Raw genomic sequence first — 22,485 nt, 5'->3', positions numbered from 1 at the left:
AATTTACCCCAAGCGGCACTTTTTTTGTACCTGACCGATGTACCCTTATCAGCCACAATGCGCGGGGGGTACTCCCACGACAGCATGAGTACGCGCACGGGCGTACCCGTTCGCCGCGTCAGGTTGGGTTCCTACTGGCGGATAGAGGTATACCTTACCAGGCGGGTCAGGATAGGGCAAAGACCGTCGTGCCGTGATGAGTAGTAAGGGGATTAGCTTTGTTATTGGTGACCCCAGGGGGATTCGAACCCCCGTCCTCCTGGCTGAGAACCAGGCGTCCTCGACCGCTAGACCATGGGGCCACCTAACGCACTGTATGATACCCTATCGGGCGCGCCCGTGTCAAGGGGTACGCGCCCGATGAGCTTAGTTAATACTCGCCGACAGCACATTCGCCATCAACGACACCCGCAGCGTGGATTGCTCGGGATCGTCGGTCTCGATAATCAGGTTTTTGCGCACTGTGCCTGGTTGCCAGCCGCCTTTATAGCGCAGGATGAAACGGTGCTGCTTGCCGTCTTGGGTCGCCTCGTGCCGCACCTCGACATTCGGGTCATCCACCTCGAACTTTTTGATTTGGAAGCCCTTGTCGCCGCGGCTGACGGTGACCACGCGCTCCACAGGCAGCGGCGTCGCCGAGTTAATCGCGCCGAAGAAGACGGTGGTTGGCGTTACGACGATGCCCTTCTCGTAGTTCAGCACGATGTTCACTTGCGGCATTGCGGTAGAGTTAGTGCGCGCCGTCGCCAAAATGGTGTTGCGCCCTGGCGGCGCGTCGGGGCTGACAGTGATAATCACCTTCGTGCGCTTGTCGTCGATTTTTTGGGCTTCGGCGCGGGCGAAGGGCACATTCACGCGCACCTCTTGCACCTCCAGCGGCTCGTTGGTGCTGGAGACAATCTCTACCTCCTGTACGGTAGGTTCGTCGGTCTTTAGGGTAATGGGAATCTGCTCGCTGGGCTTGACCTCGATGGCGACACGGATTGTGGTGGTCAAGCGCAGAGTGAGGTTCGGGGTGTCGGGGTCGTTGCTGGTGACTTGGATGGTCTTAATTTGTGCGCCGCGAAAACCTGCCGAGCGCAGTTCCGCCTCGATTTTACCCTCCTTGCCAGGTTCAATCACCTTGTCGTAGTATGGGGTGACGCAGCCGCAACTGGGGCGCGCCACGATTTCCAGCGGCGCATCGCCCATGTTCTTGACGACGAAAGTGTGTTTAACCACGGCGCCCTGCATGATTTCGCCGAAGTCGTACTCCATCGGCTCAATCACTATCTTCGGCTTGGGCAAGTAAACGGCGACTCGGCGCGCGATGTAGTCCACAAGCGTTGCGCGCGTCTGGCTCAGTGCGCGCACACGCTCCACCTCCTCGCGGGTGGGCGCGGTCGGCAGGTCTTCCGAGTTCCACACAGGACCCATTAGGTCGGTGTCCTTTTGGCTTTCGCCCAGTCCCAAGTAAGTGCCAATCGCCTGCCCCACCAAGTGCGCCACCGCTTTGGGGGACTGGGGCATTTCGGTATAGGGGATGTAGGTAGCAATCCGTGCGCGCACGCGCCGACGGTCGCCCTGATTCGGCGGCAGGAGGAGTCGCGCCTTCCCATGCATCAGGCGGAACTGCCCCGCCGTAATCTCGGCGACATCCTCTTCGAACACAATCTGCACATCGGCGGCGCGTTCGTCATCCGTCCACTCGATGCGGGGATTACCGCCCAAAGCCGTATTCCAGTGCTGAACCGCCTCCATTGCCGCTTGGCGGAACCCCTCGCGCAGGTCAATCGGAATGGTCGCCCAGCTGCCGTAGACGCGAATGGCGGCGGGTATCGCCAACGGCTTTACTAACTTCTCCGCTTCTGCAAAGTTGCCCTTAGAAAGCAAGTTGATTGCTTGAACGAGCTGGTCATGCTCCAGCTTCGCGACATTCTCTGGAAGCGTAGGCGCTTTCGGGGGGTTCTGCGCCCACGCGACGAGACTAAACCCCGTCAGCAACAACACGGTAAGCGATTTCTGCATACGCATACCCTCCGCATATATTATAGCCCAAATCGCCCCCATAGGTATAATTCCCCCCGTCGCATCGCGACATTTAGGGAGTAAGCTAAGGAGGCGTTTATGAGTCAGACCGCACGCACTTTGATTTTCGTCAAGCCCGACGGCGTACGCCGCGGGTTAGTTGGAGAAATTATTCAGCGTTTTGAACGGCGTGGTATCCGAATCGTTGGGCTGAAGATGGTGCGCCCCACACGCGAACTTGCCGAGAAACACTACGCCGTGCATCGCGACAAGCCCTTTTTCGAAAGTGTGGTGAATTTTATCACTTCTGGTCCTGTGGTCGCGATGGTGCTGGAGTGTCCGAACGCGATAGAGATTACCCGTCAGATGATGGGTGCGACGAACCCAGCGAACGCCGCGCCTGGGACCATTCGCGGCGACTTCGGGCTCGATATCGAACAAAACATTATTCACGGCTCGTCCGACCCTGAAGCGGCGGCATACGAGCTGAACCTGTGGTTCACACCTGAGGAGCTGGTCGGCTAACGGCTGGGCGGGCGCACACGGGCAGGAAACCTCACGCGCCCGCCGAATCGAAATCCCATGCAGCTCGCGTGGGCAACCTTCACGGTCAATAAGCGATTCCCGCTCACTATCAGTCGCGGCACGACTGCGCAGACGGTCAATGTGTGGGCGCGTATAGAAGCCGATGGCATCGAGGGCTGGGGCGAGGCGTCGCCGTTCGGCATCGGCGATTTTCGGCAAAGCACGGAGCAGATTCTCGAACATCTCGCGCGGGCGCGCCCGTTGCTGGAGCCGCTCCACCCGTTGGAGCGTGCGCGCGTCGAGCAAACCCTGCGGGAGGCGGGTATTGGCTCCGCTGCCCGCGCCGCGATCGATCTCGCGCTGTGGGACTGGCTCGGCAAGCGCACAGGGCTTGCCCTCTGGCAAATGTTAGGGCTGTCGCGCGAGGCAGTCGCGCCGACCTCCGTGACGATTGGCATCAACCCGCCTGAAGTTGCACAGCAGCGCACCCGCGATTGGCTGGAACTCACCCACGCCCGCGCGCTTAAAATCAAGCTGGGCAACCCTGCAGGCATCGAGGCAGACCAAGCGATGTTTGAGGCAATTCGGCAGGTTGCGCCTCAAGGCGTCGCGCTGCGCGTGGACGCCAACGGCGGCTGGAGCCTGCAAGACGCGCTCACGATGTGCCGCTGGCTGGCAGCGCGCGGCGTAGAATATGTCGAACAGCCTCTGCCACGCGGCGCGGAAGACGACCTCCCACATCTACATCGCGAGTCGCCGCTGCCGATTTTCGTCGACGAGAGCTGCTTCGACTCGCACGATGTGGCGCGCCTTGCCGACCGCGTGCATGGCGTCAATATCAAGTTGATGAAGTGTGGCGGGCTAAGCGAAGCCCTGCGCATGGTACATACCGCGCGGGCGTTGGGGCTGCAGGTTATGTACGGCTGCTACTCCGACAGCAGTCTTGCGATTACCGCCGCCAGCCAAATCGCCCCGCTGGCAGACCACTTAGATTTGGATAGCCACTTGAACCTGTTGGACGACCCGTTCATCGGCGCGGAGCTGCACGACGGGAAGGTTATTCCCACCCGTGCGCCTGGGCTGGGCGTGCGCCTTCGCACGATGCTGTAATGTTTAGGTACAATTGGGTCGCTACTTATGGATCGCCGATGGCTTGGCGCGACGCTGCTCGGTGCGCTGGGATGTCTGGGGCTGGGCGCGGGCGCGCTGTTATGGGCAGTGAGCCACGACGCGCCACTCCCCAGCGGGGTGCAACTGGCAGGCTATTCGCTGGCGGGGGTGCGTCCCAGCCAACTGCACCGCCATTTAGAGACCCTACGCGCCGTGCTTGCCGAGCAGCCCATCGCCGTTGCCCAAGCCCCTACGCAGCGAACCCGCCTCAAGCAGTGGGGCGTCGAACTCGATGTCGCAGGTACACAGCAAGCGGTTCTGGACGCATGGGCGCGTGTGCCGCTTTGGAAGCGCATATTCGACAAACCGCGCCTGCGCGTCGAACCGCAGTGGGCAGTCATACCAGAACTGTTTCAGGCGCAGCTTCTGCGCTACCGCCACTTAGAGCGCGCCCCGCGCGATGCAAGTGTGCGCTTCGTGAATGGCACCGTGGAGGTCGTCCCCAGCTACGATGGGCAGACGCTCGCCCTTGAACCCAGCCTCCACAGCCTGTTGTACGCCCTGCGCGATTTACCCGCTGCGCAGACCACTTTCGCGGTTGTGCTGACCCCTGTGCCACCGCGCGTCTCTACAGAGCATGCCCGCGCCATCACGGGGGTCATGGGCAGCTACACCACACGCTTCCCCGCTCATCAGCAGCGGCGCAACCACAACATTCGGCTGGCAGCCGCTGCGCTGGACGGGCGCATCCTGCTGCCAGGCGAGCGGCTCTCCTACAACGAGTCGGTCGGCAAGCGCACGGCACGAAACGGCTTCCGCCCCGCGCCTGTAATCATTCGCGGCGAGAAGCGTCAGGGGATTGGCGGCGGGGTCTGCCAAGTCTCCTCCACACTGTTCAACGCGGCGCTGCTCGGCGAGCTGAAAATCGCGCGGCGCGCAAATCACTCCATCCCCGTCGACTATGTGCCAATAGGACGCGACGCAACCGTCACCGACACGGGCTTGGATTTGGTCATCGAAAATCCCTTTGACCACCCAATTGCAATCGCTACAGAGGTGGGACGCTCGACGCTCACTATCCGCATTTTGGGTCAGCCGCGCGTGGGACGAACCGTCGTCCTGAAAACCGAGCGCAGCCGCCCACAGTCGCCGCCCATCCAGCGCGTGCCCGACCCGAACCTGCCCGCAGGCAGGGAGCGAGTGATTAAGAAGGGTGCCGCAGGGATTCGCGTCGTTCTCTGGCGCGAAGTGTACGAAAACGGCGTATTGGTCAAGCGCGAGCGGGTCGCGACCAGCCTCTACCGCGCCCAACCGCGCGTGATTGCCGTCGGTACGAAGCAAATGCCGCCCTCCCATACCCCAAGCGACACGAGCGCTTCAGCCCCCATCGAATCACCCAACACAGAAGACTGACCCCATCAGGTATAGTCTATCCCGTGACAACTGCACTCCAACGATACTGGGAGCAATATGGTAATACGATTATTCTGAACGCTCTCCAGATTGCGCTGATTATCATCGTATTATTGGCGGCGCGCTGGCTGGGCGGGCGTGTGATTACGCTAATCACGCACGCCTTGACCCGCAAAATCGAAGTCTCCGAGCGGCGACAGGCGCAAATCCGCACAATCGGCATCCTGCTCAACAATGTGCTAAGTTATGTGCTGTTGTTCGTGGGCGTGTTGAGCGTGCTGGGCGCGCTGGGCGTCAATCTGGGACCCGTGCTGGCGACGGCAGGCATCACGGGGCTGGCAATCAGCTTTGGCGCGCAGCAAATCGTGCGCGATGTGTTGAGCGGCTTTTTTATCCTTGTGGAGGACCAGTTCGCTGTGGGCGACGAGGTGACCATCGACGGCGTTCACGGCGTCGTGGAGACGATGGGGATGCGCATCACGCGCATCCGCGACGACGAAGGCAAGCTCATCACCCTGGCAAATGGCGGTATTACCCGTGTGATCAACCACAGTCGCGGTCGGGCAACGCTTAGTTTGGAGGTCAGTATCGCCGCCGCGTATGGGCTAACGCAGGCGCGTCAGTGGCTGGAGAACGCCTGCGCCGCGTTTCAACACTCCGACCTTCACGGCGCGCTGGAGGTGCGGGGTCCCCTTGCGCTGGATGCCGCGCGCTACACTTTCCAAATTCGCGGCGCGGTCGCGCCCGCCCAGCGCGAAGCGCTTGCCGACGCCCTACGCGAATACTTGCTCACACACGCGCAAGCGGAAAAGGTTCCTCTTGCCTAAATCTTAGTCGCCGCAGCCGCAGACAATCGTCGCCTCCACAGGCGTCTCGTCGCTTGGGGGCAGCGCTGTCCGTGTGCGACTTAATAAAAAGTAACTGCAGTAAGCCGTCTTCAGTGTGTTCAGGTCGCTTTGAGTAATCTTTAGGGGCACATCTGTGGTGTAGGTTGCGAACATCATGTCTTCAGGGTCTTTGCTGTGCCCTGCGATTCCGAGCGCGTGCCCGAACTCGTGTGCAGCAACGCTGCGGATGTCGATGGGGTTGCTGCCCAGCACGCCAATCTCTACCTTCGCGCTGACAAGACGCCCACTGCTGGGATAGTAGGTGTAATGGGTCTTGCCGTTGCGCGTGTCGGGCTTGAAAGAGACCCTTATTTGCACCCCGTCGGGATCGCTGACCTCCCGATAACGCACCACGCTGCCTGTCGCCTCCACCCACTGGTCAAAGCCTTGCAACGCCAATGTTCGGTAGTAATCGGAGTAGTTAGCGTCGCGCTCGAAGTAGACCGTCACGGGGAAGCGTTCCCAATACAGCAGTTGGTCTAATTGGCGCACATAGTTTGGAACAAAGGTATCAGCGGAACAAACGCGCTGCTCACCCGCCCCTGCGCCGCCGCCCCCGCAGCCAGCCATCAGCGCCGCGAGAGCCAACATACAATAGTCTCGAACCACTCGTCGCATGGCTAACCTCCAGTTTCAGAACGCTACTCTCTCCTCGAAGAGCAACCTACACATGGTATAATTTACCCCGACTCTGGAGGCAATACCGATGAAGACAGGCATCCATCCAAGGTATGTCGTTGCGACGGTGCGCTGCGCCTGCGGCAACAGTTTTGAGACGCTCTCGACCAAAGAGGAGATTCGCGTCGAGGTATGCGCGGCGTGCCACCCTGCGTTCACAGGGGAGGGCACGCGCCGCGTGGTGGACACCGAAGGGCGCGTGGAGCGCTTCAAGCGGAAGTATCAAAACTACGGCAATCGCGGATGAACGCACAAAGACCCGCGTATTGGCGCTACGGGGGGCAGGCGGTCATCGAGGGCGTGATGATGCGCAGCCCTTGCTATTTCGTAATCGCCTGCCGCAAGCCCGACGGCGAAATGATTGTGCATGCCGAGCCAATCGAAAAGACCATTCTCGGCAAACTTCAATTCCTGAACCGCCCCCTGCTGCGCGGCATTTTCATGCTCATCGACGCACTCGCGTTGGGCATCAAGTCGCTCCATTTCTCCAGCCAGGTGCAGATTCAGCACGACCCCGAAATCAAGCCCGTTTCCAAGCCCGTGCAAGATATTGCAATTGGCGCGTCCGCGCTGGGCGGGTTCGCGATTGGGCTATTTTTGTTCTTCGTGCTGCCGACGCTGCTAACCGATTGGCTCGCGCGCGAGGGCTGGGGCTCAGTCGCGCGGAACATGGTGGATGGGGGGCTGCGCATCGCGATTTTCCTGCTTTATGTGGGGCTGATTGGGCTGATGCCCGACATTCGGCGCGTGTTCCAATACCACGGCGCGGAGCATAAGGCAATCAACGCGCTGGAGGAGGAAGGCGTCGTCTCGGTGGAGGCAGCACGCCGCCAAACGCGCTTGCACCCCCGCTGCGGCACCAGTTTCGTGCTGCTCGTGCTAATCCTGAGCATTTTCGTATTCGCGTTTCTGGGGCGACCACCTGCTTATATTCGAATACCGATGCATCTTGCGCTGTTGCCCCTCATCGCCAGCGTCACCTACGAGATTATTCGGTTGGCAGGGATGTTCAAGAGCGGGTTTCTGGCGCGGGTGTTGCTGGCGCCTGGGCTGTGGACGCAGTATTTGACCACGCGCGAGCCAACCGACGACCAGATTGAGGTCGCCGTCGTCGCGCTGCAGAAGGTGCGCGAGCTGGAAGAGGGACTGACCCCAGCGGAGAGCGTTGCGCTTGAGGCATCCGCCGCTGGGAACACGAGTTAGCGGAAGCGACTCTGCTCACCACTCCGCCGCAGCGACTTCGGGGTGCTTACTGAAAAACCGCTTCAGTGCGGGCCACACATCCTCTTTGGAGGTGATTTTGACCACCACCACGCGCGCGTCGTCTTGGAACGCTTCGGTGATTGCCTGCCCCAGCGGCGCAAGCCCGCCCGAACTGCCCCACAGGTCGTTGGCAATCTCGCCGTAGCCGATGAGGTTCGAATATTCCACCAGCTTGCGCATATACTCCACCACTTCCTGGTCGCCCCAGTTGTAGCCGTCGGAGAACATGAACGGGTAGATGTTCCACTCGCGCGGGTTGTAGCGTTTCTCGATGATTTCGAGCGCGAGTTTGTAGGCGGCGGAGAGGCGCGTGCCGCCTGAATCGCCTGCCGCGAAGAAGGCATGTTCGTCCACCTCCCTCGCCTCGGTATGGCAGGTGATGAACACAATCTCGGTGGCGGTGTATTTCGTGCGCAGGAAGCGCGTCATCCAGTAGTAAAAGCTGCGCGCGATATATGCCTCGAACTCGCCCATGCTGCCTGACACATCGCGCATCGCAATTACGACCGCGTTGCGCTGTTTTTCGGGCACAATCTCCCAGCTTTTGAACCGCTTGTCCTCGTCGCGAATCTCCCAGCCGGGCTTGCCCTCGATAGCGTTGCGTTTCCAAGCGTTGATAAGCGTGCGCTTTTTATCGATATTGGACTGGGGACCGCGCCGCGCGATGGTATCGAAGCGAATCTGGTCTGCCAAGATGTCTTTCGTGCCCTTCTCGCGCAGGTTCGGTAGGTGCAGGTCTTCGAAGACCATCTGCACCAGCTCTTCGATGGTGAACTCGGCTTCGTAGAAGTCGATGCCAGGCTCCGTGCCTGCCTGCTTGCCTGCGCCCTGCCCTTGTTGTCCTGAGCGACCGATGACATCGCCTGGTTGGCTCCCGCCAGGACCTTGCCCGACGCCCTTTTTGCCGTGCGGATCGAAGCGAATATGCGGCAGCTCCAGCCCGCGGATGGGGATCTTGATGATTTTGCCGTCCTCCGCCGTAATAATATCCTGCTGCCCGATAATCTCGCCCAGGTTCTGCTTGATGACCTCTTTGACCTTCTCGTTATGGCGCAGCCGATCCTTCTCGGCTCGGCGGTGCAAGTCCCACGAGTCGGTCGAAAGCCAGTAGCCCTGTCTGCCGTTTTCCACCGTGTTCAGCCCCCGCTTATAAGATACCATGAATTTCGGCGAAAGTTCCATTTTCGGTCAGCCCTGCCGCGCGAGTTTTTCGTGGGCGAGCCTATTTCTATCTCCGCTGCGTGTATACTATCGGGTGTTTCAGAAACGCACCGAGTGGACACTGCGCTTAGGGTTGCTTGCTGTGCTGGTTCTGGTGGGCGCGCTCTATGCCGCAACGCTCGGCTTCGGCTTTGTTTGGGACGACGATCAGATTATCTACGGGCGTGCGGACTATCGGTCGCCATCGCGTTGGTTGGAGGCGGTGCGCCAGCCGCTGGACTTCTCGCCGAACTATTTCCGCCCTCTCGCGCTGAGTAGCCTACTGGTGCAAATCTGGCTTTGGGGTGACAAACCTGCGCCATTCCACGCGGCGAATGTGCTGATTCACCTGTTGAATACCGCGCTGGTGAGCGCGCTGGGGGTGCGCCTCTTTCGGGGGCGCTGGTATGGGTTGCTGGCAGGCGCGCTGTACGGCATTCACCCTGCGCTGGTCGAAAGCGTGGCGTTCGTGTCTTCGCGGTATGACCTGATGGCGACGCTCTTTCTGCTAACGGCGTTGTGGCTGGAGGGACGATTGCGTGGCGCGGCGCGCGTAGCAGGCGTGGCGACGGCGTTCCTGCTGGCGCTCTTGTGCAAGGAGGTGGCGCTGACCCTGCCGCTCGTAATCGTGCTCTGGCAACTTGCCCAACAGGAGGGCAGTCGCTCGCGAGCCAGCCTTATGCGCTTGCTGCGTCAAGAACGCGCTCTGTACGGAGGGCTGCTACTTGCGCTCGGCGTTTACCTTGCGATTCGGTACGCCGCGCTGGGTTACCTGCTCACTGCCGTATCCAGCAGCGTCCAAATCGATATAGGAACGCCCCTGCAGCACCTGCTGTTGGTGGGGCGCACACTGACGACGCTCGTTGGGCTGGTGGTGTTCCCGTTTTTCAGCATCACGGCTGCACACCATTCGGATTTGCCCATCCCGCTGAGCGATAGTTGGGCGTGGGCGCAGCTGGCGTTCGCTGTGGCGATTGTGGCAGGCGTTGTCTGGTCTGTGCGACGCTACCCCCAGGCGGGGTGGTTGCTCACAGCAGGGCTGGTGGGGCTACTGCCCGTGCTGAACCTGCGCCCGTTGGAGATGGCATTCGGTATCTTCACGGCAGAGCGGTTCCTCACCTTTCCCTTGGCGTTGTTCCTGCTGGGGCTGACGATAGGCATGTTCGCATCGGCGTCGGCAGCGCAGACTCCCGTGCGCCGCCTTCTGGGTGCAGTTGCCGTGTGGGGCGTCGCGCTGTTCATCACCACTGCCTACAACCTCCCCAACTGGCGCGACTCCGAGTCGTTCTGGAAGTGGCTCGCAGCTGCCTCGCCTCGCTCGCCCATCGGCTACAGTAACTTGTCTGACCTCTATAATAAGCAGGGACGCCACACAGAAGCGTTAGAATATGCTGAAAAGGCAATTCAAGTTGCCCCCCGCAGCGGGATGGGCTATGTGAACAAAGGGGTCGCCCTGCTCAAACTGGGCAACCGCAACGAAGCCACTGCCCTATTCCGCCGCGCCACTGAGCTTGAGCCCCACAACATCATCGGCTGGAACAACTTAGCGGTGATGCTCTCGGAGCAGGGGGCAAACGACGAGGCGGAGCGAATCATTCGCGAACATGTGTTGGGACGCCCCCCTCAATTTATGGCGCATCAAGCGTTAGGGCTTATCTACTCGCGAAAGGCGCGGCTGGACTTGGCTGAAGCCGAGTTTCGCAAGGCATACGCGCTGCTGCCCATCGCGAAAGGCTCCGTCGCCGAGCAGGGGTTGCACGAGCTGCAGCGCGCCGACAAGTGGATTGCTGCTGCGCACTACTGGATGAACGAGCGCAACTTAGAGCTGGCGGAGCGGCATCTTCAAGGCGCCGTCGCGCGCGACCCGAATAAAATTGAGTACGGCGTCGCGCTAAGCCGCTTGCGCATCCTACAAAACCGCCCCGCCGAAGCGAAGCAAATTTTGACGGAACTCGTAGAAAGCGGTTATCGCACGGACACAATCGAAGGGCTTTTAAAAGAAGCGGAACAAATGCTTGCGCAGCAATGATACCCCCTCCCCCACAGAGTAGGAGGGGTTGGGGATGAGGACAACACAGCGCACTCACTCAGCGCGTGGCGAACCTCGCGGAAGAGGGTTCGCAAAAAGCGCTCACTCGCCGATTGATAGCGAGTTGCTGTCTGACATGAAAAGCGGGGTACACTTTGTGCGATGCGCATCTACACGCGGACGGGGGATACAGGCGAGACGGGGCTGATTGGTGGGCAGCGCGTGCCCAAAGATGACCCGCGCGTGGAGGCTTACGGCACAGTGGACGAACTGAACGCCGTGCTGGGCGTGGCGCGCGGCTACCTGCGCGACCAACACGAACTGGATGCCCTGCTGGAGCGAATTCAGAACGAACTGTTCGACATCGGCGCAGAGTTAGCCTCGCCGCCCGAACGCGCCGCCCAGTTCCAAACCATCGAGGAACGGCACATCAGGGCGATGGAAGAGGCAATAGACCGTTTCGAGGAGGAGCTGCCCCCGCTGCGCCAGTTCATCTTGCCAGGGGGAACGCAGGCAGCGGCGTACCTGCACTTGGCGCGTACCGTGTGCCGTCGCGCCGAGCGTCAGGTGGTGCGCCTGAGCCACAGCAGCACGATTAACGCCGCGATTGTCAAGTACCTGAACCGCCTGAGCGACCTGCTGTTCGTGATGGCGCGGGTCGCCAACCACCGCGCGGGCGTGGAAGATGTGAAGTGGGGCGAGCCGGGCTGGCGACGCAAACGCGCCAAATCACAGGAGGAGACGCCGTGAACGCCACCTACGCGCAAGTCGCCGAGTACGCAGGCTGGCTAAATCTGACCGACTGGGGGCTGGTGCGCCTCTTTGGCGCAGACCGCCTGCGCTTCCTGCAGGGGCAGACGACGAACGACCTGCGCCACCTACGCGAGGGGCAGGGCGTCTACACCGCGTTCTGCACCCCGACGGGGCAGTTGCTGTCAGACGGCTATGTGCTGGAGGCGGAGGACGGCTTCCTGCTGGTGTTGCCTGCCGAGACTTGGGGCGAAATCACCGCGCGGCTGAGCGAGGCGGTCATCTTGGATGATGTGGTGCTGATGCCCCTGCAGGAAGGGATGGGATTGCTGAGCGTGCAGGGCGGCGCGGCGGACGAGGTGCTGGAAGAGGTCGGGCTGGACGCGCCCCCGCGCGAGCCGCTAACGCACCATACGCGCCTCTGGCAAAAGGCGGAGATACGCCTCGTGCGCAACGACCGCACAGGCTTCGGCGGGGTAGACCTGCTGGTGCCCTACGCGGTGATGGAGGAGCTTCAGACGGCGTTGGTGGCGACGGCGTGCCTGCCCATCGACGACGCGCTGGCAACCGTGCTGCGCTACGAGGCGGGCATCCCGCAGGCAGGCATGGACTGGAGCGAGCGCACTCTCGCCGCCGAGATGGGCGAGCCGTTCGTGAGCCGCCACATCAGCTACACCAAAGGGTGCTATGTGGGGCAAGAGGTGCTGATGCGCATTCACGCGCGCGGGCACACCAACCGCACTTGGGTTCCGCTGCAGATGCAGGGCGAGGCGTTGCCTGCGCGCGGGACAGCGGTACATGCGTCTGACCGCGCCGATGTGGGCTGGATTACGGGCGCGGTGCGATCGCCCGCGCTGGGGGGCGCAATCCTGGCGTGGGGCTTCGTGCGCAACGAATACACTGCGCCCGACACGCGCCTGCAGATTGCGACCGAGCCATCTGCGGAGGCGTCCGTGCTGCCCTCCGCACCGCGCCCTGCGGAACGATAAGGGGAGCTGTATTCCGCGCCTGCGGGCATACTCGGTATAATGGTTGTATGCCGAATCCTGCGGTTGATTGGCGGGAATATATTGTGAGCGAGCCCGATACCTGCCACGGGCAGCCGCGCATTAAGGGCACGCGCATCCCGATTGCCGTGATTTTGGACAATCTGGCAGCGGGGGTGAGCGAAGAGGAACTGCTGAAAAGCTATCCGACTCTCTCGCCCGAAGCGATTCGCGCCGTCCTCGCCTACGCTGCGCAACACGAAGATTAACAATCGCAAGCCCACTCAACTGCGAATCAGGTACAATCCATTCGTATGTGGACGCGGAGAGAGTCGGCGAAGATACACTGGGTCTTTATTCTGTTTATCGCGTTGCTGGCGGTGTTTGCGGCGATGGCGCTTGCGCCTGTGGTGAGCGAGATGCGCCGCCCGCCCTACGAGGTGAAAGCCTTACGCTTTATGGAGCATATTCGCTTGAACCAGTTCCCTGAGGCGGCGAAACTGCTCGATATGGAGTCTGTACCCAAAGAGAAACGCGATCCAAAAAAGGTGCTGGAGGAGCGCATGCCGATGTGGGGTACGATTGAGAAGGTGACCTTAGTAGATGTCATTCAAAGCCCCGCTGATTTGAAGCACCCGAACGCCAAAGAGGGTGTGCGCGTGGATATCCACCTGCAGTGCTACTTGGCGCAGGGCAGCGCCTTCATCTACTTAGTGCCCAAAAACGGCGACTGGGTGATCGTGGACTACATTCTGCAGTAGGCTTTGACATAGCAGAGAGGGGCTATTTAACAGGAATTTGCCCCTGAATTCCCCGAAATTCTTGCAGGAGTCCGCTGACAAGGGGAGTATAATTGACACACCTTGCTAAAGGCATGACTCGCGAGGGTGAAAAGGGTCAGTTTCGTAGCGGAGGGCGGAGTCATGCCAGAACGCAGACATAGCGCCACACAAATAGAGGGTGTGCTAAGGGAGCTGCGCGGCGTATGCGGCGCACGAGTCGTTACGGATGAAAGCGGTCTGATTCAGGAGATTCACCTGCTGGTGGAAGCAGACCGCAATCCGAAGCAGGCAGTGCGTGATGTGGAGTCGGCGCTGCTAACGCACTTCGGGATTCATATCGATCATCGGAAGGTGAGTGTTGCCCAAAAGGGGAGCGCCTCGAAGCTAATTGACCCCAATCGCCTGCGCTGGCTGGATGTTCAAATTTCCCATGAGGGCACGCGCGCTACGGTTGCCGTGCTGCTGGAGCGTAGCGGCACGGTATTTCGGGGCGTGGCGTCGGGCGTGCGCGCCAGCACGCAGATTCCGCGCTTGGTCGCCGCGGCGTCTCTGCGGGCAGTGGAAGCGGCGCATGGGCTGTGCGAGCGCTTCGGGTTGGAGGATGTCTCCACCACTGCGACCGTCGGCGGCTACCCTGTGGCAATCGTGCTGGTAAGCGCGGTACGCGAGCAGGGCGAAGACCTGTTAGTGGGCAGCGCGCTCATCCGCCAAGATCCCCTGCGCGCGGTAGGGCTGGCAACGCTGGACGCGGTAAATCGGCGCGTGTCGGCGTTCCCAGCCGATGCGGAGGCAACTGCCGTCGCTCACATGAGCGAACCAGCAGCGGTAAGCCCAGAGAACGATTTGGGGCGCGCCTGAGGCGCTCTCCAGAGGCAAGGCAAGCAGGAGCGGAGCGACCATGAGCGGCTGGACCATTCTAATCACTGGAGGGACAGTCGATGAAACGGTGGCTCATTCTGATGGCAATGGTCGTCGCCATGATGTCCGTTGCCAGCGCGAAACGGGTCTACTACCCAAACCGGTGGGATGAACCCAAGGAAAGCGCGTCGCAGACAGTGCAGATACCGTAAGCTGAGCCAACACTGGGTAGGAAGCTTGCCTTGCCTTCCCTTGACTAACACACGATGAGTTGGCAGGAGCGGATTAAATACTGGACTGTTGCCTTAGGCGTCTTAGCGGTAGGGCTGCTGGTACTTACGGGGACGCCGCTGATTCACGAGCGATTGCTGCCAGACCTGCTTGGGATTGTGGCGTTGGCAATTACTGCTGAGCTCCTGCTGATTCGGTATCCGCTGCGTCCCGAATATAGCGATCGAGGCATCTGGCTGAGCGTCAGCACGCCGATAGTGATTGCTGTTGTTCTCGTTTACGGCTGGCAGTTCGGCGTCTGGTTGGACGCGCTTACCTCATTCGTGGCAGGGGTTGTTACTGCGCATTTACGAAATGTTCGCCTCCAGTGGGTTGCTGTGAACACGGCGCACAGTGTGTTGAGTGCGTCGGCAGTTGGACTGGTGGCGGTTCCGTTCGATGTATCCCAGGCGGGCGTGCTAAGCGCGGCAGCCCTTGGCGCGGTTGTGCTGGGACTGTTCGTCTACATGCTGGTCAACACGGCGCTGGTGAGCGCGACGGTCGCACTGGCGGAAGGCGTGCGCCTGCGCTGGGTGCTGGCGCAGACAACCCTGAGCCTCCCGCGCGACATCCTGCTGATGACACCTATCTCGTTTCTGGCGATGGCAGCGCTGAATGCCTACGGGGCTGTAGGGCTGCTTGGCGTCCTCGCGCCCTATTTGGCGTTGCGGCAGGCGTTCATCCTCGCGCTGCGCCAGCAGGAACTCTACCATCAGACCATTCGCAGCTTGGGCTTTTTGGTGCAGCGGGCGCATCCGTATACAGGGGGGCATCTGCAGCGCGTGTCGCTATGGGCGCGGCGCGTCGCGGAACGGCTGGGGCTACCTCCCGATCGATGCGAGTTGGTCTACGAAGCCGCGCTGCTGCACGATCTTGGCAAAACCGTGCTGGACGAGCGCATCCTCAATAAACCTGCCCGCCTCACAGCAGAAGAGTGGGAGGAGATTAAGAAGCACCCCCAGCTCGGTGCGGAGATTCTGCGTGATACTCCCTTCCTCGCGCCGATTATCCCGTGGATTGCGATGCACCATGAGCGCCCCGACGGCGCAGGGTATCCTTTCGGGCTAAGGAGCGAGCAGATTCCTGTGGAGGCGCGTGTGATTGCGGCGGTGGACGCTTTTGATGCGATGATTGGCGGCGAGGCGCCGAACCAGCGCCGCCCGCATAGACGCCCCCTAAGCCTTGACGAGGCGCTGACCGAGTTGGAGCGCGGCGCAGGCACGCAGTTTGATACGCAGGTGGTACGAGTCTTTAAAGAAGTCGTTCAGGAGTGGCGCGAACAGCGCGAGGCAAAGGCAGGCGCATAAGATGCAAGGCGCTTGGTGGGCATTCGGGATCACGATTGCGTCGCTTGCGGCGCTGGCTTATTACGCATTCGTAATATTGCCTGCGCGGATTCATCGCTGGCGGTGCGAGGGGCTGCGCGCCTTTGCACGGCTGATTGAACTGCGCACGCAAGGACGCTACGGAAAAGCCGAACCGATGGCGGAACTCGCCAGCGCAGTCGCCCAGCGGCTCGGCATCCCCTTACACGAACGCCGTCGCATGGAACTGGCGGTCTACCTGCGCGACATCGGGATGGTCGCTATCCCGTATCCCGTGCTGAACAAACGGACGCCGCTCACACCTGCGGAACGCGAACTCATCGGTCGCCACGCCGAAATCAGCGCCTCAATCACGGAACAGATTCCAGGGTTGTGGCATGTCGCGCCGATTGTGCGCTTGCACCATGTGGTCTACAGCGAGCAGCCTGACGCACCGCTGACTGCACACATTCTAAGTGCGCTCGATGATTGGCTTCGCATCGCCGAATGCGCTGATGCCGACACCGCCTCGTCGGTTCTCAAGCAAGGCGCTGGGGCGCGTTATCACCCACTGGCGACGCAGGCGATTCTCAGCGAGGTTCACCAGCGCGCGCTGAACAGTGTCCAGACGCTAACTCGCTCCGCTGCGCTGTGGTTGTAGCACGGCGCGCTGGAAGATCTGCCGCGCCTCCTCGTACAACTCGTAGGGCACGAGTTTCGGGGCTTGCAGGGCTTCCTCCAGCGGCACGGCGACAATCTCCACCCCGTGTAGCGCGGCAAGCATTCCGAATTGACCCGTGCTGACCAGTTCTGCCGCTTTGAGCCCCAAGCGCGTCGCCAGCACGCGGTCGTACACGGTTGGCGGTCCCCCGCGCTGAATGTGCCCAATCACCGCATCGCGCGTTTCAATCCCCGTAATCTCCTCGATGTAGCGGGCGACGCGCGAGCCGACAGCGCGCTCTTTAAGCACCTTGTGCCCAAACTCGTCGGTCTGGAGCGGTTCGTCGGAGCCAGCGAAAGGCAACTCGACGCCCTCCGAGACGACCACCAGCCCGTAGCGCTTGCCGCCGTGATAGACCTGCTGCAGGTAGTGGCACATCGCGTTCAGGTCTACGGGCACTTCGGGGATGAGGATCCAGTCCGCGCCGCCGCCAATCCCCGCATACAGCGCAACCCAGCCTGCGTGCCGTCCCATCACCTCCAGTACGATGATTCGCGCGTGCGACTTGGCGGTGTCGCGCAGCCGATCCATCGCCTCCACCGCGACGGAGACCGCGCTATCGAAGCCGAAAGTAAAATCCGTGCCGCCCAGGTCGTTGTCCATCGTTTTAGGCACGCCGACCACGCGCACGCCATGCTCGGTATACAAGCGTCGGGCGACGCCCAGCGTATCTTCGCCGCCAATCGCAATAATCGCGCCGAAGTTGAAATCCTCGATATTTTCCAACAATCGTTGCACATCGGCTGGGTCTTTAAATGGATTCGTGCGCGAAGTGCCCAGAATCGTGCCGCCTTCGCGGATAATCTCATCTACGCGCTCTTCGGTGAGCGGGACGGTCAAGCCCTCAATCAGCCCCTTCCAGCCTTGCAGGACGCCGATGGGGGTATGCCCGTCTCGGATTAGGCGCAGCGTCGCGCCCCGAATCGCAGGATTGAGTCCGGGGCAGTCGCCCCCGCCCGTCAAAATGCCAACTCGCATACTGTGAACCTCCTGATGTTCCCGTGCGATCGGGGCAGTCTCAGCGAATGGTCGCTGGCGTGTTAATTATAGCGCATGGCGAGGCGGTATCCTATAGCGGTCTATGAAAACGCGCGTGCAAGGCTCCGTTCTGTTTTGGCTTTGGCTGCCGTTGGCGCTGAGTTTCACCCTGATGATGTTGGAATCGCCCGTGACGAACGCGGCACTGGCGCGTTTTGCGGAGCCGTCGGTGCAGATTGCGGGCTTTGGTGTTGCGCTGGGGCTGTCGCTGCTGATTGAAAGCCCCGTGATTATGCTGTTGGCGACGGCGATTGCGCTGGTGCAGGGGCGCGAGTCGTTTTTTGCTGTGCTGCGCTTTGTGCTGACGCTGATAACGAGCCTCACGCTGCTGACTGCGCTGATTGCCTTCACGCCGTTGTATGACCTGATTGCGCTGCGCCTGCTGGGACTGCCTGTACGCGTGGCGGAGGCGGGACGCGGCGCGATGCAGGTTATGCTTCTCTGGACGGCGGCGATTGGCTGGCGACGCTTTTTGCAAGGCGTGCTGGTGCGCTATGGCGGCGCGCGCTTCGTGACTTGGGGCACTGCCATTCGTTTGGCGACGATTACGGCGGTCGCTGTGGGGCTACTCTGGTGGAATGTGCTGCCAGGCGCGGTGGCAGGTGCGTGGATTGTGATGGCGGGCGTGCTGGTGGAGGCGGCGGTTGCGACGCTATTTACCCTGCCTGTGCTGCGCGAGCGTGTATTGCCCCATCACGAGGCGACGCCGCCGCTTACTCAGCGCGTGATTGGGCGGTTTCACCTACCGCTGGCGGGCACGACGCTGCTGACGCTGCTGGTGCATCCGCTGACTGCCGCCGCGCTGGCACGCCTGCCCCAGCCTGAGTTGGCAATCGCCGCGTGGCAGGTGGTGTTCGGCTCGCTGCTGGCGGTGCGCAGTTGGGGCTTCGCGCTGCAAGAAGCCAGCGTCGCCGCGCTGCAGCAGCGCATCTCGGAGCGCGCGCTGTTTGCCTTTACAGGCAAGGTCGCGCTGGGCACGACGCTCGCGCTCGCGCTGCTGGCGTTCACCCCACTGGCGGGGCTGTTCACCGAGCGGCTGCTCGCGCTCAATGCAGAGTTGGCGTCGCCCGTAGTGTATGGGTTCCAGATGTGCCTGCTGCTGCCCGCGCTGACGGCGTATGGCTCCACCCTGCGCGGGGTGCGGATATACGCCAAGCAGACTGCCGTCGTCTACTGGGGGATGGCGGTGAACCTGTTGGTGAACGCGCTGGGACTGGCAGCAGGCGTGCTGTTGGCGCGGGCGCTGGGCGCGCAGTCGGTCGAGGCGTCGCTACTGGTGGGCGTTATGGCGTTCCAGCTCGCGGCGCTTGCCGAGATTGCCTACCTGTTGCGCGGTCGCACGCCTACTGCGTCGTAAACGAGGTGAAGTAGACCTCCAGCACGCTCTCTTTCGCGTGTGTCTTGTGTTCCAGCACCTCGTTCACGCGCTCGCGAATCTCCTCTTTGACCTTGTGCTTGCCTTCCAGCGAGTTCAGTTGCGAGCGCGTTTTGCCTGAGAACGCCATCAGCGCGGCGTCGCGCAACGGCGCGGTGTCCTCCTCCAGTTTCTTGGGGTCAATGCCCTCTTTGAGACCGAGCGCGACTCCCGCTTTGAGGTAATGTTCGTCGCCCAGATTGATGATAAACTCCCCCAAATCCAGCGTCTTGCCGACGGTTGGCGGTTTCGGAGGGGGCGGCGCTTTCGGCGCGAGGAAGTTTTTGCCTGCGAACACGCCGCCCGCCAGCCCCGCAATCAGCACGACAACCATCATCAGCATCGGGCTTTTGCCCTTGCCGACGCCTCCGCCGCCGTCGCCTTCGGATTTCTTCGCCTTGCCAGCCATAGGTATCCCCGAAGGGGTTATTCCACATTTTGCAGGCGGTCATTAGCGGCTGAAACTGCATTTCAGCGTTCCCCAAACATAGTGCTGTGTGGGTACAATATGCGAGGTGATCTCGATGACAACACTTCAAGTTAAGTTACCCGACCGTCTGGCGCAACTGCTCCGTGAGACGGTTCAGGAGGGCTGGTTTACAAGCGAAGAGGAAGCCGTGCGCGCGGCGCTCTGGGAGTTCTTTCGACGCTACCCACTTCAACTGACCGAACAGTTCCAGCTGGAGGACATCGAATGGGCGCGTCAGCTGCGCCAGAATCGCAACTTATAGTCCGTGAATTTAGCCTAAGTACCTTAAGCATCCCAATGCCAACGCCAACAGTACCCCCGTAATCCCCAGCAGCGCAGTCGGTCGATAGCGTTCAGGCACAAGCCGCTCCCAGCCGAGCGCCCAGAAGACGCTGATGGGCAGCAGCGCGGGGTAGAAGTAGCGTCCCTGCGTCTGGAAAAAGACGCGCACAAACAGCACGAAACTGACCAGCGTCAGCAGCAGGCACAGCCCCGCCAGCAGCAGCCACACCCGCGCCCACAGAGGCGACGGCTCGCGCAGGCGCAATGCAAAGCCGACCATCGCGCCCAGCGTCAGCGCGCCCAGCCCGAAATAGACGCTGCTCGGCAGGAAGTTCGGCAAGCCTGTGTGCGCCGTGTCGGGCACACCGTAGGCAAACCAGAAACTGCGAAAAGTCCAGTCCGCTACCAACTGCGCGTACTGTCCCCAAGTCATCCCCTGATCGAGGAAGTCCTGCGCCTTCGCCGTGCCTGCGAACACCTCTAGGAAGGTGCGCTGCAGCAGCGGGTCGTCATACAGAATATAGTTGCGCACAAGCCACCAGCTGCTGATACTCAAAGTGAGCAGGAGCGCGAGAAACCCCATACCCAATCCCCGAACCCAATCCCTGAATCGCAGCCATCCCCACAGAAGGGTACCGAGTAGCATAATCGGGATGAGCAGGATGCCTGTCGCTTTGGTTAGAAGGGTTAGCCCTGTGAGGATGGGGAGTAGGAATAGTTGATATAGACGCCCCCCTCCTGCAGGTTCCCCCCGCTTCGCGAGGGGAACCGAGTGGGGGCTGGGTTCCCCCCGCTTCGCGAGGGGAACCGAGGCGTGAGTGTCCCGCTTTTCAGGTTCCTCCCGCTTTGCGGGGGGAACCGAATCGGCGCGGTTCCCCCTGCCCGCAGGGGGAACCTTAAGGAGGGGGTTCGAATTTTCTGGCGCGGTAGTTGACGCTGTTGCGTTGTGCAGGTTGGTTAGCAGCGCATACAACACCGCTGCAAACAGCAGGTTGGTCAGCGCGTCGTTGCCGACTGCGCTGCCGATGGCGATGTGCATCGGCAAGAACGCCGCGAAGCCCATGCCTGTCAGCGCGAGCAGCGGGCGTTCAGGCGCGAGCCGACGCAGCGTCAGCCACACCAGCCACACCACACCTGCGCTGCAGAGCGTCGAGAGCAGCCGCACCGCCTTGCCCTCGCCGCCCGTGAGGGCGTAGACCACTGCCGCAAGGAAGTAATACAGCGGCGGCTGGTGCGCCTCGTAGCCGACGCCCGCGTAGCCCTCGAACTTCGGCAGTCGCCACTCCCGCGCGGCATACGCCACATACTGGAAATGTGCGCCTTCGTCGGGGGTGTTCGGGTAGCCGTTGTTGCCGAAAGGAGTCGCGAGGTTGTAGGCAATCGCCAGCAGGCTATGCGCCGCCAGCACGACCCACGGCGCATAGCCCAGCCACGAGGGGGTTAGTAGCCCTTGCTGGCGAGGTATTTCGCGAGGTCGGCGACGCGGCATGAGTAGCCCCACTCGTTGTCGTACCACGCCATCACTTTCGCCAGCCGCCCGCCCATCACCAGCGTCGAGGGCAGGTCGACAATCGCGCTGCGCTCGTCGCCGCGAAAGTCCATCGACACCAGCGGCTCGTCCGTCACGCCGAGAATGCCCCGTAGCGCGCCTTCAGAGGCTTGGCGAAACGCCTCGTTGACGGCTTCAGCGGTCGCCTCGCGCGAGAGCGTGACAGTGAGGTCTACAATCGAGACGGTCAGCGTCGGCACGCGCAGCGCAATCCCGTGCATGCGCCCCTTGAGTTCGGGCAGCACGAGGTGAATCGCCTTCGCCGCGCCCGTGGAGGTCGGGATGATGTTCGCCGCCGCCGCGCGCGCCCGACGCAGGTCTTTGTGAATCTGGTCTTGGATGCGCTGGTCGTTTGTGTAGGCGTGGACGGTGGTCATAATGCCGTGTTCGATGCCGAACGCCTCGTGCAAAACCTTGCTTACAGGCGCGAGGCAGTTCGTGGTGCAGGAGGCGTTCGAAATCACATGGTGCTGGCTGGGGTTGTACGCCTCGTGATTGACGCCCATGACGATGGTGATGTCCTCGTTGGTGGCGGGGGCGGTGATGATGACCTTTTTCGCGCCGCCGCGCAGGTGCGCCGCCGCCTTCTGCCCGTCGGTGAACACGCCCGTCGACTCAATCACAATATCCGCGCCGACATCGCCCCACGGAATCGCCGCAGGGTCTTTCTCGGCGAACACGCGGATGCGGTCGCCGTCGACGATAATCGCGTTCTCCTCTGCCTTCACTTCGCCTGAGTATGTACCGTAGGTCGTGTCGTACTTGAACAGGTGCGCGTTGCTGTGCGCGTCGGTCAAGTCGTTGATGGCGACCACATCGAAGTCGTTGGGGTAATGCTTGCGAATCGCTCGCAGGGTCATCCGTCCGATGCGCCCAAAGCCGTTGATTCCTATTCGAATAGGCATAGTCTCCTCCCAGAACGGCAGTAGTGTACCTGAATTTTGCGGGGA

The 22,485-nt window shown here is 61.4% G+C and carries 23 protein-coding genes and 1 tRNA gene; 16 read left to right on the top strand and 8 right to left on the bottom strand.

Features of this window, described 5'->3' with window-relative positions:
• Positions 1-225 precede the first annotated feature (225 nt).
• Together NW848_RS13895 and NW848_RS13890 are read right to left on the bottom strand one after the other, a co-directional pair.
• Positions 226-302 (bottom strand) — tRNA-Glu (locus NW848_RS13895).
• A 64-nt stretch (positions 303-366) separates the two neighbouring features.
• On the bottom strand, positions 367-2,007 hold the full coding sequence (locus NW848_RS13890; RefSeq protein ID WP_414511336.1) for a DUF1573 domain-containing protein: 1,641 nt from the start codon (positions 2,005-2,007) through the stop codon (positions 367-369).
• A 99-nt stretch (positions 2,008-2,106) separates the two neighbouring features.
• Between NW848_RS13890 and ndk the strand changes: the two genes are divergently transcribed.
• From ndk to NW848_RS13870, 4 genes are read left to right on the top strand one after another with little or no spacing between them, the layout of a single operon-like run.
• Positions 2,107-2,532: a nucleoside-diphosphate kinase gene (gene ndk, locus NW848_RS13885; protein ID WP_414511335.1), complete on the top strand. Its 426-nt coding sequence runs from the start codon at positions 2,107-2,109 to the stop codon at positions 2,530-2,532.
• Positions 2,533-2,589: 57 nt separating this feature from the next.
• Positions 2,590-3,642: a dipeptide epimerase gene (locus tag NW848_RS13880; protein WP_414511334.1), complete on the top strand. Its 1,053-nt coding sequence runs from the start codon at positions 2,590-2,592 to the stop codon at positions 3,640-3,642.
• Positions 3,643-3,669: 27 nt separating this feature from the next.
• On the top strand, positions 3,670-5,055 hold the full coding sequence (locus NW848_RS13875) for a VanW family protein (protein ID WP_414511333.1): 1,386 nt from the start codon (positions 3,670-3,672) through the stop codon (positions 5,053-5,055).
• 23 nt (positions 5,056-5,078) lie between these two features.
• Positions 5,079-5,882, top strand: a complete 804-nt coding sequence (locus NW848_RS13870; RefSeq protein WP_414511332.1) for a mechanosensitive ion channel family protein — start codon at positions 5,079-5,081, stop codon at positions 5,880-5,882.
• 3 nt (positions 5,883-5,885) lie between these two features.
• Here the strand turns inward: NW848_RS13870 and NW848_RS13865 are convergent, their stop codons facing one another.
• On the bottom strand, positions 5,886-6,560 hold the full coding sequence (locus tag NW848_RS13865; RefSeq protein WP_414511331.1) for a matrixin family metalloprotease: 675 nt from the start codon (positions 6,558-6,560) through the stop codon (positions 5,886-5,888).
• Between the two features lie 88 nt (positions 6,561-6,648).
• On the opposite strand from NW848_RS13865, the gene rpmE reads away from it, so the two are divergent.
• Together rpmE and NW848_RS13855 are read left to right on the top strand one after the other, a co-directional pair.
• Positions 6,649-6,867, top strand: a complete 219-nt coding sequence (rpmE, locus tag NW848_RS13860; protein WP_414511330.1) for a 50S ribosomal protein L31 — start codon at positions 6,649-6,651, stop codon at positions 6,865-6,867.
• On the top strand, positions 6,864-7,823 hold the full coding sequence (locus NW848_RS13855; RefSeq protein WP_414511329.1) for a DUF1385 domain-containing protein: 960 nt from the start codon (positions 6,864-6,866) through the stop codon (positions 7,821-7,823). The genes rpmE and NW848_RS13855 overlap by 4 nt, the downstream gene beginning before the upstream one ends.
• A 15-nt stretch (positions 7,824-7,838) precedes the next feature.
• On the opposite strand, the gene NW848_RS13850 is transcribed toward NW848_RS13855, so the two are convergent.
• Positions 7,839-9,044, bottom strand: coding sequence for a YeaH/YhbH family protein (locus tag NW848_RS13850; RefSeq protein ID WP_414511328.1), 1,206 nt, complete (start codon positions 9,042-9,044; stop codon positions 7,839-7,841).
• Positions 9,045-9,138: 94 nt separating this feature from the next.
• On the opposite strand from NW848_RS13850, the gene NW848_RS13845 reads away from it, so the two are divergent.
• The 8 genes from NW848_RS13845 to NW848_RS13810 all read left to right on the top strand — a co-directional run bounded on the left by NW848_RS13845 (position 9,139) and on the right by NW848_RS13810 (position 16,723).
• Positions 9,139-11,112: a tetratricopeptide repeat protein gene (locus NW848_RS13845; protein WP_414511327.1), complete on the top strand. Its 1,974-nt coding sequence runs from the start codon at positions 9,139-9,141 to the stop codon at positions 11,110-11,112.
• A gap of 162 nt (positions 11,113-11,274) precedes the next feature.
• Positions 11,275-11,862 (top strand): cob(I)yrinic acid a,c-diamide adenosyltransferase, encoded by a 588-nt coding sequence (locus NW848_RS13840; RefSeq protein WP_414511326.1) that lies wholly within the window; start codon positions 11,275-11,277, stop codon positions 11,860-11,862.
• Complete coding sequence (locus NW848_RS13835) at positions 11,859-12,851, top strand: YgfZ/GcvT domain-containing protein (protein WP_414511325.1); 993 nt, start codon at positions 11,859-11,861, stop codon at positions 12,849-12,851. Before NW848_RS13840 ends, NW848_RS13835 begins: the two co-directional genes overlap by 4 nt.
• 83 nt (positions 12,852-12,934) lie before the next feature.
• Entirely contained in the window at positions 12,935-13,117 is a 183-nt protein-coding gene (locus NW848_RS13830) for a DUF433 domain-containing protein (protein ID WP_414511324.1), read from the top strand.
• Between the two features lie 45 nt (positions 13,118-13,162).
• Entirely contained in the window at positions 13,163-13,609 is a 447-nt protein-coding gene (locus tag NW848_RS13825) for a hypothetical protein (RefSeq protein WP_414511323.1), read from the top strand.
• 162 nt (positions 13,610-13,771) lie between these two features.
• Positions 13,772-14,488, top strand: a complete 717-nt coding sequence (locus tag NW848_RS13820; RefSeq protein ID WP_414511322.1) for a hypothetical protein — start codon at positions 13,772-13,774, stop codon at positions 14,486-14,488.
• Between the two features lie 266 nt (positions 14,489-14,754).
• On the top strand, positions 14,755-16,065 hold the full coding sequence (locus NW848_RS13815; protein WP_414511321.1) for an HD-GYP domain-containing protein: 1,311 nt from the start codon (positions 14,755-14,757) through the stop codon (positions 16,063-16,065).
• A 1-nt stretch (position 16,066) separates the two neighbouring features.
• Positions 16,067-16,723, top strand: a complete 657-nt coding sequence (locus NW848_RS13810) for an HD-GYP domain-containing protein (protein ID WP_414511320.1) — start codon at positions 16,067-16,069, stop codon at positions 16,721-16,723.
• Here the strand turns inward: NW848_RS13810 and NW848_RS13805 are convergent.
• Positions 16,694-17,761 carry a 6-phosphofructokinase gene (locus NW848_RS13805; RefSeq protein ID WP_414511319.1) on the bottom strand — a complete coding sequence of 356 codons (1,068 nt, stop codon included), beginning with the start codon at positions 17,759-17,761 and terminating at the stop codon, positions 16,694-16,696. The two genes, NW848_RS13810 and NW848_RS13805, sit on opposite strands and share 30 nt — an antisense overlap.
• A 103-nt stretch (positions 17,762-17,864) precedes the next feature.
• Between NW848_RS13805 and NW848_RS13800 the strand changes: the two genes are divergently transcribed.
• Positions 17,865-19,178, top strand: coding sequence for a hypothetical protein (locus tag NW848_RS13800; RefSeq protein WP_414511318.1), 1,314 nt, complete (start codon positions 17,865-17,867; stop codon positions 19,176-19,178).
• On the opposite strand, the gene fliL is transcribed toward NW848_RS13800, so the two are convergent.
• Complete coding sequence (gene fliL, locus NW848_RS13795) at positions 19,165-19,644, bottom strand: flagellar basal body-associated protein FliL (protein WP_414511317.1); 480 nt, start codon at positions 19,642-19,644, stop codon at positions 19,165-19,167. The two genes, NW848_RS13800 and fliL, sit on opposite strands and share 14 nt — an antisense overlap.
• 115 nt (positions 19,645-19,759) lie before the next feature.
• Here fliL and NW848_RS13790 point away from each other — a divergent pair, with 115 nt between their 5' ends.
• Positions 19,760-19,966: a ribbon-helix-helix domain-containing protein gene (locus NW848_RS13790; protein ID WP_414511316.1), complete on the top strand. Its 207-nt coding sequence runs from the start codon at positions 19,760-19,762 to the stop codon at positions 19,964-19,966.
• A 9-nt stretch (positions 19,967-19,975) separates the two neighbouring features.
• Here the strand turns inward: NW848_RS13790 and NW848_RS13785 are convergent, their stop codons facing one another.
• On the bottom strand, positions 19,976-21,502 hold the full coding sequence (locus NW848_RS13785; RefSeq protein WP_414511315.1) for an ArnT family glycosyltransferase: 1,527 nt from the start codon (positions 21,500-21,502) through the stop codon (positions 19,976-19,978).
• Positions 21,427-22,440 (bottom strand): type I glyceraldehyde-3-phosphate dehydrogenase, encoded by a 1,014-nt coding sequence (gene gap, locus NW848_RS13780; RefSeq protein ID WP_414511314.1) that lies wholly within the window; start codon positions 22,438-22,440, stop codon positions 21,427-21,429. The genes NW848_RS13785 and gap overlap by 76 nt, the downstream gene beginning before the upstream one ends.
• Between the last annotated feature and the right edge of the window lie 45 nt (positions 22,441-22,485).

It is taken from the genome of Synechococcus sp. RC10A2, from assembly GCF_047502605.1.
The sequence above is the reverse complement of the archived record's forward strand: the minus strand, read 5'-3'. Positions and strand labels throughout refer to the sequence as shown.